This is a genomic window from Enterococcus sp. DIV0174 (assembly GCF_050529065.1).
Lineage (GTDB): Bacteria > Bacillota > Bacilli > Lactobacillales > Enterococcaceae > Enterococcus_B > Enterococcus_B thailandicus.
In genome coordinates, this window is record NZ_CP172881.1 from 1,638,814 (window position 1) to 1,652,677 (window position 13,864).

At 36.2% G+C, this 13,864-nt stretch carries 16 protein-coding genes; 5 read left to right on the plus strand and 11 right to left on the minus strand.

The annotated features are described in order from the left end of the window. Positions 1-100: 100 nt before the first annotated feature. Positions 101-2,029 (plus strand): heavy metal translocating P-type ATPase, encoded by a 1,929-nt coding sequence (locus IGJ93_RS07750; RefSeq protein WP_067481294.1) that lies wholly within the window; start codon positions 101-103, stop codon positions 2,027-2,029. A gap of 199 nt (positions 2,030-2,228) precedes the next feature. Continuing rightward, positions 2,229-2,684 (plus strand): DUF441 domain-containing protein, encoded by a 456-nt coding sequence (locus IGJ93_RS07755; protein WP_067481293.1) that lies wholly within the window; start codon positions 2,229-2,231, stop codon positions 2,682-2,684. 78 nt (positions 2,685-2,762) lie between these two features. On the opposite strand, the gene IGJ93_RS07760 is transcribed toward IGJ93_RS07755, so the two are convergent. Continuing rightward, the gene (locus IGJ93_RS07760; RefSeq protein ID WP_082294061.1) at positions 2,763-3,410 is read right to left on the minus strand and encodes a DUF1361 domain-containing protein; all 648 of its coding nucleotides are present in this window, start codon (positions 3,408-3,410) and stop codon (positions 2,763-2,765) included. Positions 3,411-3,551: 141 nt separating this feature from the next. Between IGJ93_RS07760 and IGJ93_RS07765 the strand changes: the two genes are divergently transcribed. From IGJ93_RS07765 to rpsT, 3 genes are all read left to right on the plus strand, one after another. Then, entirely contained in the window at positions 3,552-3,680 is a 129-nt protein-coding gene (locus tag IGJ93_RS07765; RefSeq protein WP_256869128.1) for a hypothetical protein, read from the plus strand. Between the two features lie 179 nt (positions 3,681-3,859). Beyond that, the gene (locus IGJ93_RS07770) at positions 3,860-4,129 is read left to right on the plus strand and encodes a hypothetical protein (protein WP_067481291.1); all 270 of its coding nucleotides are present in this window, start codon (positions 3,860-3,862) and stop codon (positions 4,127-4,129) included. A 422-nt stretch (positions 4,130-4,551) separates the two neighbouring features. Further along, positions 4,552-4,806, plus strand: coding sequence for a 30S ribosomal protein S20 (rpsT, locus tag IGJ93_RS07775; RefSeq protein WP_067481289.1), 255 nt, complete (start codon positions 4,552-4,554; stop codon positions 4,804-4,806). Positions 4,807-5,041: 235 nt separating this feature from the next. Here the strand turns inward: rpsT and holA are convergent, their stop codons facing one another. The 10 genes from holA to IGJ93_RS07825 form a co-directional block, all read right to left on the minus strand. Continuing rightward, entirely contained in the window at positions 5,042-6,085 is a 1,044-nt protein-coding gene (gene holA, locus IGJ93_RS07780) for a DNA polymerase III subunit delta (protein ID WP_067481287.1), read from the minus strand. Positions 6,086-6,119: 34 nt separating this feature from the next. Next, on the minus strand, positions 6,120-8,420 hold the full coding sequence (locus IGJ93_RS07785) for a DNA internalization-related competence protein ComEC/Rec2 (RefSeq protein WP_285701676.1): 2,301 nt from the start codon (positions 8,418-8,420) through the stop codon (positions 6,120-6,122). Further along, positions 8,407-8,889, minus strand: coding sequence for a ComE operon protein 2 (locus tag IGJ93_RS07790; protein ID WP_067481282.1), 483 nt, complete (start codon positions 8,887-8,889; stop codon positions 8,407-8,409). Before IGJ93_RS07790 ends, IGJ93_RS07785 begins: the two co-directional genes overlap by 14 nt. An 18-nt stretch (positions 8,890-8,907) precedes the next feature. Then, entirely contained in the window at positions 8,908-9,576 is a 669-nt protein-coding gene (locus IGJ93_RS07795; RefSeq protein ID WP_285701674.1) for a helix-hairpin-helix domain-containing protein, read from the minus strand. A gap of 204 nt (positions 9,577-9,780) precedes the next feature. Then, entirely contained in the window at positions 9,781-10,824 is a 1,044-nt protein-coding gene (locus IGJ93_RS07800; protein ID WP_284590426.1) for a SepM family pheromone-processing serine protease, read from the minus strand. Next, positions 10,814-11,305: a pantetheine-phosphate adenylyltransferase gene (gene coaD / locus IGJ93_RS07805; protein ID WP_067481276.1), complete on the minus strand. Its 492-nt coding sequence runs from the start codon at positions 11,303-11,305 to the stop codon at positions 10,814-10,816. Before coaD ends, IGJ93_RS07800 begins: the two co-directional genes overlap by 11 nt. Further along, positions 11,302-11,862, minus strand: coding sequence for a 16S rRNA (guanine(966)-N(2))-methyltransferase RsmD (rsmD, locus tag IGJ93_RS07810; protein WP_285701671.1), 561 nt, complete (start codon positions 11,860-11,862; stop codon positions 11,302-11,304). Before rsmD ends, coaD begins: the two co-directional genes overlap by 4 nt. Before the next feature lie 125 nt (positions 11,863-11,987). Then, positions 11,988-12,326, minus strand: a complete 339-nt coding sequence (locus IGJ93_RS07815) for a YlbG family protein (RefSeq protein ID WP_067481272.1) — start codon at positions 12,324-12,326, stop codon at positions 11,988-11,990. After that, positions 12,316-12,747, minus strand: coding sequence for a YlbF family regulator (locus IGJ93_RS07820; RefSeq protein WP_271015680.1), 432 nt, complete (start codon positions 12,745-12,747; stop codon positions 12,316-12,318). Before IGJ93_RS07820 ends, IGJ93_RS07815 begins: the two co-directional genes overlap by 11 nt. Then, positions 12,737-13,864: a CAP-associated domain-containing protein gene (locus tag IGJ93_RS07825; protein ID WP_285701669.1), complete on the minus strand. Its 1,128-nt coding sequence runs from the start codon at positions 13,862-13,864 to the stop codon at positions 12,737-12,739. Before IGJ93_RS07825 ends, IGJ93_RS07820 begins: the two co-directional genes overlap by 11 nt.

Sequence of the window (13,864 nt, forward strand, 5' to 3'; positions counted from 1 at the left end):
GCAAATACAACTGATAACCATTATCGTTCTCAATTAGCATATTTTATTATCAATTAGATTTTGACTATGCTATAGTAATTTTGAGAAGGAGGAATGCCCAATGGAACTTTTTAAAAGAAAAGCATTTATTTCTACGATTTTTTGTTTTGTATTCATGAGTTTAGGCTTCATCTTTACTAAACTTGCCCTCCCCTTTGCACCGTTCTTGTATCTCTTGGCAATTGGAATTGGTGGCTTTAAGCAGACAAAGGAAGGTTTGACTGAATTATTTTTCGACCATACATTAAATGTCGATTTGCTCATGGCTCTCGCCGCTATTGGTGCGTGTTTGATTGGAAATTATTTTGAAGGTGCCATGCTGACATTTATTTTTTGTTTAAGTGGCGCGTTAGAAGAATATACGACAAATAAAAGTCAAAAAGAAATTACCGCTTTGATGAATTTGCAACCACAACGTGCCTTAAAACTTTTTGAAAGTGGCGAAACAAAGGAAGTCGATGTAACTGAGTTAACAATCAACGATAAAGTCTTTGTTCCTAAAGGTGCAGCAATTCCAATCGATGGTCAATTAACGAGCCCAGTAGCAACAATTGATGAAGCAGCAATCAGCGGTGAATCCGTACCAGTGGAAAAACAACAGCAAGATCCAGTTTTCGCAGGAACGTTGAATCAAGGAAACCCCTTTACGATGACCGTGACGAAACTTAGTTCGGATACAGTTTTTGCTAAAATTATCCAACTTGTTGAGGAAGCTCAAAATACGCCAACAAAAACAGCTTCCTTCATCGAACGAATCGAAAACACTTATGTCAAACTCGTACTGCTTAGCGTTCCGCTGATGATTCTTCTCCCTCCCTTTTTGGCTGGATGGACATGGGAAGAAAGTTTTTACCGAGGAATGGTCTTACTTGTTGTCGCTTCACCTTGTGCCCTCGTCGCCTCTGCAACACCCGCAACCTTAGCTGCGTTATCAAACGCTGCTAAAAACGGGATTTTAATCAAAGGTGGGATTCACTTAGAACAGTTGGCTGAATTAAAGGCAGTTGCTTTTGACAAAACTGGAACACTGACTCGTGGAAAACCAATTGTAACGGATTCTTTCTTTTTAACAGATGATCCAGTCAGCAAAAACGTTTTAGTTGCTATGGAAAGCCAAACAACACACCCATTGGCTGAAGCAATTACAACTCATTTTGGAAGTCAATCAACTAAAGAATTTCAACAATTGACTGTTGAAGAAATCACTGGTTTTGGCCTTACCACCAACTATCAAGGAAGTCAGTGGCATGTCGGAAAGCATGCTTATTCACTAGCTGAGATTAAAAAAGATGAAAAATTGGCGAGTCTTGTTGAAGAACTAGAGAAGCAAGGCAAAACTGTTATTTTCTTCTCAAAAGAAAATGAACTATTAGCGATTCTTGGTCTGTTAGACGTTCCCAAAACAAATGCGGCAGCTGCTATTCATTATTTCAACGAATCTGCTATTCATACCAGTATGATTACTGGCGATAACCTTGGGACTGCCAAAGCAATTGCTACCCAAGTAGGTCTTTCCGCTTTTCATGCCGGGTGTACGCCTGAAGAAAAAACAGCGCTCATCAAACAAGAACAAATAAAGTATCAGACAAATGCAATGGTTGGTGATGGTGTGAATGATGCACCAGCTTTAGCTACCGCGACCCTTGGTATTGCTATGGGAAAAGGAACTGATATTGCGATTGACGTTGCCGACCTCGTTTTAATGAATAGTGACTTAGACAAATTAGTATACAGTCATCGTCTCTCCTTGAAATTAAAACGAATCATTAAGCAAAACATCGTCTTTTCTGTTGGTGTAATTGTTTTATTGATTCTTTCAAACTTCCTTCAATTTTTAAATTTACCTTTTGGTGTGATTGGTCATGAAGGCAGTACTATTTTAGTGATTCTCAACGGACTACGAATGTTACAACCATTAGCGCCTTTGAAAAACGATGATTCTAAACGATGCACACCTTGTCCATTGTACCAAGCGGCAATTACACATTAAAATTAAAAAGGTTGTGAACCCCCGTTTGCCTTTAAGAAATAATTTTTTTCTGATTATTTAAAGCACGAACGAGCCTCACAGCCTTTTTGTGTTTCAATCCACGAACTTTTTTCTATTCTCTCATTGCTTCACCACATCTCCACTTTTGTTTGGATAATTGAAATGGTATGATTAACTTCTAAATAAAGGAGGTCTCTTAATGGAAAGCTGGTTATTTCTTGGTCTTATTTTATTGATTGCATTTATTGCAAAAAACCAAAGCTTACTGATTGCGACAGGTTTTGTACTCTTACTTAAATTGATTCCCCTTTCAAAAAATATCTATCCTTGGCTTCAAGGAAAAGGGATCAATATCGGAGTTACCATCATTACTGCAACAATTTTGATTCCGATCGCTACGGGCGAAATTGGTTTAAAAGACTTGTTAGAAGCTTTTAAATCACCAATGGGCTGGGTTGCTATTTTTTGTGGTGGTTTGGTTGCGGTCCTTTCTTCAAAGGGAGTTGGTCTGATTGCTTCTGATCCTCAGATTACTGTAGCTTTAGTTTTTGGAACAATTCTTGGAGTTGTTTTCCTAAAAGGAATTGCTGCTGGGCCTGTTATTGCATCTGGCATCGCCTATTGTATCTTACAACTCATTTCAATCGGAAAATAAAAAAGCTTATCTTTGGTGTGCCCAAAACAAGTCGTAATCTCGACGATTGAGTCACACTAAGATAAGCTTTTTTTCTATTTATTTGACACCTTCTGCTTCCATGACAACTTTTTTTATAAGCCAAAACATAAAAAATAACCAAAGATGAAAAACAGTAAATAACAAAATAATCAATAATTTTTCAAAGCTCCATTCAAAAAAGACAATTTGAATGACCCTCAAAGGTTCTTTGAACAAATAAATTGAATGAATCCTCGGTGGAAATCTTCCTACATACACTCCAAGCGAAGATAAAAATGAAAAAATCATCAATGAACAATTTTTCAATGCTCTCGTTTGCCCAAATAGCGGGAACGTTTCAATGATTTTTTCAGCTAAAGTAAATCCTAATAAAACATACGTAAAAACCAATAACGCTAAAATCACGAACAGCGTCCAGTGTCTAACATCTGGTATCCCAGCTAACTCGGCTGGCGCATAAATGTGCAGTCTCTTTACGTGAACAAAGTCAGTTAATAAGTAAGGGATATTAGGAAAAAAGAGTAACCAGATTGGTAACAATACATTACTACTCTTTTTGGTCTTATTTCGCAAAATCTGGTAGGATAATTCTATAGGAAGATACGCAAGAAACGTGTTAACTGGTAAAAAAACTAATGGAGTATCTGGGATGAATGTGACAACCATGACAGCGGCTGTCAACAAACGAACAAACCAAATAAACATCAAACCACTCCTTTTCTCTCATATTGTAACGAATATTTTCGTGTAATGCACCTTAGTTTTCAACAAGAACATTGATATTTTGCTGTTTCTTAATAAATGATTATGCAAAATCCATGGTATACTGATAGGGAGGTGAATGCAATGTTAGAAAAAATAAAATATTTCTTTGGTACTATTGGCTGGTTTGTCTTGGCTATTCTATTGATTTTAGGCTTAGCATATGTTCTCTTTCCTGACTTGATCCAAAATGTTTTCCAATTTAAATTTTAAATCACAACGATTGATTTTTCTCAATCTTTTGTTCGTTTAAGAGTTGCTGCCTAGCCGAAAGACTTCTGGTGACAACTCTTTTCTTTTTTGGCTCAAATGCACTTTTTTTGCTATACTAAATGTTAAGAACATCAGAAAATGATGTCAGATTGTTACAATTAATAGAAAGGAAGACGCTCATGGAAACCTTTGAAGGTCTTTTAATAGATACTTATGTACTACAAGAACAACCTATGATGCTAACTGGCATCAATCTTCAGCTTGAAGATCGCGTAATTAACGGCTTGTTAAAAGATCGTTATTTAGCTAAATATATTTTACGCTTACCATTGAACAAGTATGTCCTAGAAGTTTCAGGAAAATGGAACCGTAGAAATCAATTAGTTATCAAAAAGATGATCATCAAAAATATTGATGAATATATCAAAATCGTCGGCACGCCTGAGTAACTGTTTTCATGATATTTTCAAAGTTATAAAATAACTAATGATTTCAATCATAAACATTTATTAAATCAAGAATGTAATCCCTTTTCAAAAAATACTTTGCAAACGGTAGCACTTGTTATATAATATCCATGTACCAAACATTCCCATTCAAATTTTGTTTTAAACTATAGATCTAATCTAGTTTGGTTAACGCTATTGTCTCCCACAATAGCGTTTTTTTGTTGCCTACTTCCCTAGCTCACTGTCAGGTGCTTTATTTTATTCATTTATTGATAAACAACCAAAAAAATTGCGTTCTTTTACTGTTAAGGAAAAAAACTTGTCATGTTCATATTGCAAAGCTAGCTTCCTTTAGGTATAATAATGAATGTTGAATTATGCGGTAACTCGCGTAAGAACTTAAATTATCGGAGGTGAAACTAATGCCAAACATTGAATCTGCAATTAAACGCGTTCGCACAAGCGAAAACGCTAATGTAAAGAATTCATCTCAAACAAGCGCTATGCGTACTGCTGTCAAGAAATTTGAAGACGCTGTTGCTTCAGGTGCTGAAAACGTAGATGCGTTATATAAAGAAGCTGTTAAAGCAATCGACATGGCTGAGTCAAAAGGTCTAATCCACAAAAACAAAGCTAACCGCGACAAATCTCGTTTAAGCAAAAAAATTGCTAAATAATAAAAGAATCGGCTGATGCCGATTTTTTTATTTGCTGATTATCAAACAGGGGGTTAGGACAAAACCAATATGTTTTGTCCTAACCCCCTGTTTGATTGTTTTCTTTAACTTATTAAACACACGTCTATAAATTTAAGCAAAATCAGCGCGCCAAACAAAAATAACTGCGTATTGTTTCATACACTTTTTTTCTCGAATCCTATGTCACGAATTCTATGTTCAGTTATGTTTTTGTCTACTTCCTAACTAATTGTCCAGCTTGCAAAACAAATAGTTGGAAACTTAATTCTTTATCAATCTGCCCTGTTTTGATTTGGTAATCCAACTCCACCAATCGATCAAATAGTCGTATCAATAATCCTTCGTCAAAACGACGAACTTCTTGCATCGCTAACTTGACCCGGTAAGGATGGACCTTTAATGTTTCTGCAATATTTGCTTGCTGGTAGCCAATTTTAATTAAAAATTTTGTTTGTAGTAATAAGCGCAATTGTGCCAATAAAATGGCATTGATTTTGATTGTTTCTTCTCCTTGCAAGACTAAATCTTCATATAGTCGCAATGCCTGTTCTGTATTCCCAGTTAACACATATTGTGTCATATCGAAAAGATTATGCTCCAGCGTTTTAGGCACAAGCTGTTCCACTTCTTTGGTCGTGATTTTCTTTTGGTCTTGTGCAAAAAGCATTAATTTTTGCAGCTCTCGCATCAATTTTGATAAATCTAGATCCGTTAATCGTAAAAATAAATCGATTGCGTAACGATCCATCTCAATTTCTGAGTTATTTAGCGTGTTCATCAAATATTGACGGACTTCTTTTTCATTTAGTTGCTTAACATCAATTGTGATTGCTGTCTTTTTTAACTGCTTTGTTACTTTTTTTCGTTCATCTAGCTTCTCATACGGTGCAAAGAAAACCAACACGGTGGACTCTAATGGCGCTTTTAAATAATCGACTAATAAATCGGTATTTTGCTCAATCCCATTATTAACTTTCTCACCAGTTAAAAAATAAGGATTTTCTACGAATACTAATCGTTGCTCTCCAAAAAATGGAAGAGTTTCCGCCTCTGCGACTACTTCGTCCAAACTAGCATTTTCCATATCAAAACTCAAAAAGTTTAAGTCATCTTTACTATCAACTTGTATTTTTTTCAAAATTTCTTCTCGCACTTGATCTTGTAAAAATTTTTCAGTTCCTAAAACTAAGTAACAAGGTTGTAATTTTTCTTTGCGAATTTTTTGTAAGTCTGCTTGCACGCTCAAATTATTCACCACTTTCAAAACTTATCCTACCATTTCAAGAATTGAATTACCAGCCTTCCATCGTTTGAATTTCCTCTGCTACATCAAATGGTTTCCAAAGAAAACGAATCATTCCTTCCTCATCTGTTCTACGGTAGGCAATGTGTTGTTTCGTTAAACTAGTTAACACTTCTTGATGTGGGTGACCATATAAATTATTTGCTCCACAGGAAATAATTGCTAATTTTGCTTGAAGTTGTGACATCAATAAAGGGCTGGTTGAACTTCTGCTTCCATGGTGTCCTAACTTGACAATATCCGCTCTTAACAGAGGGTATCGCTTCGCTATTTTTTCCTCTGTTGTTTGGTCTAAATCTCCCAAAAATAAAAATTTTCGTTGGTTGACTTCTGCTAAAAGAACAACAGAGTCCTCATTTTCCCCCTTTCCTTGACTCAAAGGTGCCAATACGCGCAGTCCAAAATAACCAGTGATTTCTTGCCCCGCACCTATTTCTTGAACAATTGTCCCTTGTTTCTTTAGTTGATTCAGCTGGTTCTTGACCTCTTTCGTTTTCCCAGACCCTTTACCGATAAAAATAGTTTCAATGGTAAAATGTTTTGCTAAATTAGCAAGTTCACCTACATGATCTGTATCATCATGGGTCAAAATCAATCGATGAATTGTTCTGATTCCTTGTCCTTTTAAAAACGGAACGAGATTATAATCAGAGTATGCTCGTTTTGGACGTTCTCGCCACTTTTCTTTATTAAAGGATAACTTACCACCTGTATCGATCAAAACGTTTTCTCGTCCATTAGGTGCCTTTAAAAGAATACTATCTCCTTGGCCAACATCAATAAAAGTCACTGAGGTTGTCAAATCAAACTTTGTTCCATGACACAAAATGAACGGAACAAAAAAAGAAAGGATCATCCGTTTAAACAAATCATTTTTTCGAAAAGAAATAGTGTGAAGAGATAACAGATATACCATAGTTAACAAAAAGAGTAAACTATCTGGGCGCCCAACGATCAAATTGCCAAATGTCAGTTGCTTCGTCAATTGCTCCAAATAACCTAATCCTTCATTTAAAGCAAATAAAAGACTACTTGGTAGATAATTATGTAAAAAGAAAATACTAACTACAAGCGGCAACAATAAGTATTCAAATAACGGTAAAAAGAGTAGTGTCAAGAACATCCCAAAAATTGGCCATTGAAAAAAATGCCAAATGATTAATGGCATCATGACTATGCTAAAGATAGCCAACTTCATAAAATATTGAAATATGCCTTGCCTTCTTTCCGATAACGGCAAAATAATAAACAAAAAACTAAACCAAAGACTTAATTGACCTCCAGTTTGATAAAGTGTCAAAGGTTCCAGCAACAACAATAGCCACATAACAACTGCGAAACGATCCATTGCAGACAATCGTAACTTAAAACACTTTCCTACTAGACGAAGTAAAAACAAGAAGCTCGCACGTAAAATAGACACAGATCCCCCGGATAGTACAACATAACATAGTGTGATAATCAGCAAGAAACCAGTATTTTCTTGCACTGTCCCTCCCAGTCGTCTAAAAACATAATAGATCCAACCTAAGTAGACCTGGATATGTAGTCCCGACAAACTGAATAAATGAAGCAAGCCCGTATCTTGGTACACTTCTTGGGAGTCAGTGAAAGTCGCATCTTTGTAACCAAATAGTAAAGCGTTAACATACACCCCTACTTTATCTGGTAGATGTTTTTTGACGTGCATGATTCCAGCAGCTCTTTTTCGTTGTAAAAAATTACGCCAAGTATGATGCTCTTGAATTTTTTTTACTTTTTGAATTGTAAATTTCCCCATTATTCGTTGGCTCTTAAAATAGGCGGTTTGGTCAAAATTATAAGGATTTCGCGCTCGTTCAGGCTCTTCGAACTCACCGCTTGCCCATAAAATAAAAGCTGTTCCTCGAAGATTTTTAATTTGAATCAGTTCCTCTTCAGACTGGACTCGATAACTCAACTGAATTTTTTGCTGTTTTTCATCTATCAGTGTTCCAATCAATGTAATAAAATCACCTGATTCACGCATTGTATCAGTGTTAATCATGAAGCTACTGGAAGTTGACACCTTTGGTTGAATCGCTGGTTTTTCTAAAAATAAACAAGATGAAAATACCAGAGCGCCACCAACTAAGCTTAAAAACAAAATCGAACGATCTTCTTTTAAACAAATCCAGAAAAAAAGGCTGGCAAAAATCAAACGATATTGCCAGCTTTCTGTATAATAACTTAAACTAATCAAGCCAGAAATCAATGCAGGAAAAATCAAGCGATTTTGGACAAGACAAAGTTTTAAACTAAACGTGTTCACCAGATAGCTCTCTTTGTAGTTTAGAGAAGTAGGCTGAATCTAGTGATACTTGATGGATTGATGCACCCATTTGATCAATCAACGAAAGTGCATACGCATCATTTCGATAATCATGTAGATAATTGATTTTAGTAATACCAGCTTGTAATAATGCTTTCGTACAAGCCAAACATGGGAAATGGGTCACGTAAATCTCTGAACCTTCTGTGGGGATTCCTAGCTTTGCACATTGAAGTAAAGCGTTCATCTCCGCATGAATTGTTCGCAGACAATGACCGTCGACAATGTAACATCCTTCATCAATACAGTGAACATCGCCACTTACAGCGCCATTGTATCCACCAGCAATGATGCGTTTTTCTCTAACCAAAGTCGCTCCGACTTCTAATCGTGTACACGTACTACGTAAAGATAATAATACAGATTGGGCCATAAAATACTGGTCCCAAGGAATTCGATCATTGCTCATTTTCTTCACCTCTGTGAGTTAGTCTATTGTTATTGTAACTAAGTTTTTTAGTTTTTCAACCGTCTTTTCCCCGATTCCCGATATTTCCTGTAGTTCTTCTACTGATTTAAAGTGCCCATTCTCTTCACGATAGTTGATAATGTCTTGCGCTTTCTTTGCCCCGATCCCTGATAATTCTTGCAATTCTGAAATATCAGCCGTATTGATATTGATTTTTGAATCTGTGGCTGTTGATGTTTGACTCTGTGGCGGATGTGAACGAATCTCTCCGATTTTCGGAACATAAATCAATTGTTGGTCAACCAGCTTCGCAGCAAAATTAAGTTGACTCGCATCTGCGTCTTCGGTCAATCCACCAGCTTTAGTTAGCAAATCTTTTATACGTTGGCTTTGCGTCACAGAATAAACACCAGGATACTTAACACTTCCTTTGATATCCACATATATTTCTTCGACTGCGCTACTCCTCTGCTCTTTGGCTGTCGTCTCAGTCGTTAAAATTGTTTGGTCTATCGTTGTCGCTGGAAGTTTTTTCATTGTATTTATTTGAAAAAAATAGATCCCTCCACCCAGACAAAGTAATATTAATCCTAAAAAAAGACTGACCACAAGTTTAGGTGATTCGACAAATTTATGATAGATCTGGGCTAATTGTGCTTTCAACGATGCAACTACTTTTGCCAACATTTGGAAATCGCTCCTCTCCACTTTTTTTGTTCCCATTTTGTTATTTGGTACTTCCCCATTCACAATTAGTTACGTCGAAATGAGATTTTATTTTTTTATTTCGCAATTTTTTGACAATCTCATCGCTCTTAATGCATTTGTTTTTCAAAAAAATAAACGAAAAATCCGGAACAAGTTGTCCGAACTTTTCGTCTAGTGTTTAAATCAGCTCATCTTTTTTAGATAATTTAACGCATCTTGTACCGTTTTAACCGGAACGATTTTCATTTTACTGTCCAGTTTTTCGGCAGCAGCTTTTGCTTCTTCGTAATTTGATTTTAGTTCTGGGTATTTTTTCTTAATTGCAGGATCTAGCGTATCATCTGGTGCAAAGAAAATATCCATACCTGCTTGATTTGCACTTGCAACCTTTTTATCGATTCCGCCAATTCGACCAACTTCTCCCGAACTGTTAATCGTACCCGTTCCAGCAATCGCTTTTCCTTGTCGAAGATTACTTCCTGTTACTTGATCGTAAATTTCTAAGGTAAACATTAATCCTGCTGAAGGACCACCAATGGAACCAGCATTAATTTTTACGTTTGTATCAGATGAAATCTCTGTATGATCTGTCAAAGTAATCCCAATTCCTGGCTTTTTATCTGTAGATAACTTAATTAAGTCGCCAGTCGCTTCTTTTTCTTCTCCAGCATGTAAGAATGTCACTGTTACACTTTGCCCAACTTCTTGGCTTTTGATGTACTTCATAAATTCTTCAGAACTCTTAAATGTTTTGCCATCGACTTTTGTTACGGTATCTCCCACAGCCAGTTTGCCATAAAAATTTGAATTTTTTTCAACACTCATCACATACACGCCTTCGAACTTCATTGTGTACGATTGGTTTGCTAATTTAAGCGCTTGTTCGATAGCCGCATTTTGTGAAGATTCCATATAATACTTTTGCATCTGATTATATTCTTCACTCGTTGCTCCACCTGTCAATTCTTCTTTACTAATAATATCTTCAAAATCGGTGAACTTTGCTTTAACTGCTAATAAACCTGTTGCTTGACGAATACCTACAGAGGTCAAAGAAAACGAACCTGATGACTCATCTGCTTTTCCATCAACAGTAATCAGTTCTTTTAAATTGATTGTTGCCCCTGGTGCCTCAATATAAAATGGCAGTGGAACAATTACAAAGGCTGCCACCGCTAGCCCAATCAGTACGATAATAACACTTTTGATCCATGGTTTAAGCTTCATTTTGATCCTGCTTTCTAGCTAAAGCTTCATTGATTACTGGTGGTAAATAAATACTTACGTCACCATTAAAATAGAGTACTTCTTTTAACAAACTTGAACTAATATGGCTGTACTCAGGTTTTGCTAAAAGAAAAACTGTTTCTAATTCACTATTTAAGTGGTGATTCATTTGAGCAATACCTCGTTCATACTCAAAATCTTTCACATTTCTAATCCCACGAATCAACGCTTTAACACCTAATTCTTTTGCTGTTTCTACAGTTAGCTGATGCTCTTGGTGAATCACGCGAACATTTGGTAAATGTGCAACAGCTTTCGTAATAAGCACCACTCGTTCTTCTGCCGAAAACAAACTTTTCTTTGATGTGTTGACGAACACGCCAACGATGACTTCATCAAATAACTCTGCTCCTCGTTCAATTGTATCAAGATGCCCCATTGTTAAAGGATCAAAACTTCCAGGAAATAATGCACGTGTCATGCTTTCGCCTCATTTCGATAAATAGTTACAGCAGCAATCCCATAATTTTGCTGTCTGATTTGTGTCAAACTTTCAATCGTTTCAGGAAGCTCAACTGTTTTATCTGTTTCACACACAATAATCGCATCTGGTTTGAGCAAACGAAGTTCTAGCATTTTCTCAATTTGATCCACGATTTTTTGTTTTGCGTAGGGGGGATCTAAAAAAAGAAAATCAAATTGCTCCTTTTGGTTTGCTAATTGTTCGATTGCACGATCAGCATCTAATTTCAATGTAGTGAATTTTTCTGGTTCTTTGGTGATTGCAATATTTTCTTTGATGATTTTTAAAGCCTGATAATTTTTATCCACACAAACAGCGTGTGAACAGCCTCGTGAAATAGCTTCAATTGCTAATCCACCACTACCTGCAAACAAATCTAATACTCGCTCACCGTCAAAGTAAGGGCCAATCATGTTAAAAATCGATTCTTTGACTTTATCAGTTGTTGGTCTCGTATTTGCACCAGGCAAACTTTTTAATCGGCGTCCGCCGTATTCTCCGGAAATAACTCGCATATGCTCACTCCTTGTTTCTCGCTTTTACTAGTATACCAAAACCTGACAAAAAAAGGACTGCAAGTCACCAAACAATTTCTTAGTAACTTACAGTCCTCACTCTTTTTTATCTATGAAAGTATGACTTAAATATTTTCAGCTAAACGAATTTCTGTGCTTAGTTCTTCGATTTCAAAGCCATCATCTTTGATTGCATCTTTAGAACCAATTTTTTCTGCAAAATTCATTTCAATGTCAGGACGATAAGAAGGTTCTACTCGCCGAACGAAATGAAGCTTTTGGATTCTCTCTTGTGTTTGCTCAAATGTCTCTTCATTTAAGTAAAGAACAACATATTTCATTCTTCTTGAGACATAGTGGAGTAACCCAAATTTCTTTAGATTTTTTAATTGTTTTAAGCTGTATACCCAAACGATTATTCCACGACGTTTCGTTATTTCAAAGTTAGTTTTATCAACTTGCATGACAGTTCCCTCCGCATCCAGCATGTTTACTTGTTTCAAAAAACGGACTACCTGCATCAATTTTGATTTCACTGGAAATCCCGCTTGCAAGTTGTTGCCCTATCTCATCCAAAATTCCTTGTAATTGTGTTTCATTTACCCGAAACTCTGACACTTCATCCGTTAAGTCTAGTTTTCTTTTGGCAGCTCTGACTGCACGTTGTTTTTCTCGAAAATCAGGGGCATACTTCCCATAATCGGCAATTTGCTCAAAGCTAGCTTTTTTCGTTAAAAAATCTTTTTTTAGCTCTTCAACTTCATCAGAGTGATTCATGACTCTTTTACTTATCAGATATGCACGAAATGTTTCACTTTCACGAATACGCTGAACCACTTGTTGACATTGATCTTCTAAGCAAAATAATTCTTCATTAATGATCACTGCTATCACTACTTTCTTCCTGCTCTTCTTGCAATAAGACTAACACATTTTCTTTTGAAAAGGCAATTGCTAATGTATCAGCCGATTCACTCATAAAACGCTCGTGTGTATACGGATCACTATACCACTGTAAAAAAGAAAAGGTTGGGTCAATCATCGGGTGCGTAAACAAGCCAGTGGTTTGCTTCAATTGATTTTTTTCAAGAATATCCATCAACTCATCACCAGTCAGAGAGAAACGTTTCATTGTTTTAGAAGAAGTCACTGCTGCTTGCCATTCTTCTACTCGTTCTGGTGTTAAGTAATCTTCTGGTTTAGTCAAAAAGCTTGATAAAACATGTTTTGTTTTTTCTTCAAAAAGTAACATCTGTCGGTAAGCAGGTAAACTATCTTCTTCTCTCAGTTGATTAAGTAGTTCTGTTCCTTTTTGTTCTTTTACCCGATTGATTTTATCCCAGTCTGCTTCTTTATCTAGTTGATAGGTTGGCAGATTGTCACCAAAAACTTGATAAGGAAGCAATTTCAGCAAGCTTTCTTTATCCAAATATGTTACTGCAAATAGACCATTTGTTGTCTGATCAAAAAACATAATTGCAAAAGTATCGTTATCAAAAGCAATCAAGGGACGGTAGTTCATATCTTCTTCCATCAATTCGATTCCAATTTCTTCTTTTTGATAATCAAATGTGAAATTCGTATAAATCGTTGTAAAAGCTGTTAAATCTTGCATCGTCATGCCAAAAGAAAATGGTGCAATCTGATCATTCGCACTGTTTAGTACCTTAACGGCTTTCACCTTGTTCTCTTGAATATTTGCTTCTAAGAGAAGCTGTTTTTCGGCATCTTGGTAATATCTGATTTCAAATCCAAATCCACTGGCTAATCGATCATGCGCACTGCCAAAATCCGCTTCAAGCTTGCTAACGGGTTGGTCTATGTACGTGGAAAAACCAGTCGCTTGAAGCTCCTGATATTTCCACGTTGTCATTTGATTTTCTTCTATTTGCTGAGTTCGATCATTTTTGATTTCTGTCTTAGGTGGAAAGAAAACAGGTTCCATGTAAAATGCCACAACTACCAAAAAGAAGATGGCAGTAAACAATCCTACTCTTTTCAC

Excerpts from the sequence above, each read along its gene's own strand:
- IGJ93_RS07750 (WP_067481294.1), top strand. The coding sequence starts at position 101 with ATGGAACTTTTTAAAAGAAAAGCATTTATTTCTACGATTTTTTGTTTT.
- IGJ93_RS07755 (WP_067481293.1), top strand. The coding sequence starts at position 2,229 with ATGGAAAGCTGGTTATTTCTTGGTCTTATTTTATTGATTGCATTTATT.
- IGJ93_RS07760 (WP_082294061.1), bottom strand. The coding sequence starts at position 3,410 with ATGTTTATTTGGTTTGTTCGTTTGTTGACAGCCGCTGTCATGGTTGTC.
- IGJ93_RS07765 (WP_256869128.1), top strand. The coding sequence starts at position 3,552 with ATGTTAGAAAAAATAAAATATTTCTTTGGTACTATTGGCTGGTTTGTC.
- IGJ93_RS07770 (WP_067481291.1), top strand. The coding sequence starts at position 3,860 with ATGGAAACCTTTGAAGGTCTTTTAATAGATACTTATGTACTACAAGAA.
- rpsT (WP_067481289.1), top strand. The coding sequence starts at position 4,552 with ATGCCAAACATTGAATCTGCAATTAAACGCGTTCGCACAAGCGAAAAC.
- IGJ93_RS07790 (WP_067481282.1), bottom strand. The coding sequence starts at position 8,889 with ATGAGCAATGATCGAATTCCTTGGGACCAGTATTTTATGGCCCAATCT.
- IGJ93_RS07795 (WP_285701674.1), bottom strand. The coding sequence starts at position 9,576 with ATGTTGGCAAAAGTAGTTGCATCGTTGAAAGCACAATTAGCCCAGATC.
- IGJ93_RS07800 (WP_284590426.1), bottom strand. The coding sequence starts at position 10,824 with ATGAAGCTTAAACCATGGATCAAAAGTGTTATTATCGTACTGATTGGG.
- coaD (WP_067481276.1), bottom strand. The coding sequence starts at position 11,305 with ATGACACGTGCATTATTTCCTGGAAGTTTTGATCCTTTAACAATGGGG.
- rsmD (WP_285701671.1), bottom strand. The coding sequence starts at position 11,862 with ATGCGAGTTATTTCCGGAGAATACGGCGGACGCCGATTAAAAAGTTTG.
- IGJ93_RS07815 (WP_067481272.1), bottom strand. The coding sequence starts at position 12,326 with ATGCAAGTTGATAAAACTAACTTTGAAATAACGAAACGTCGTGGAATA.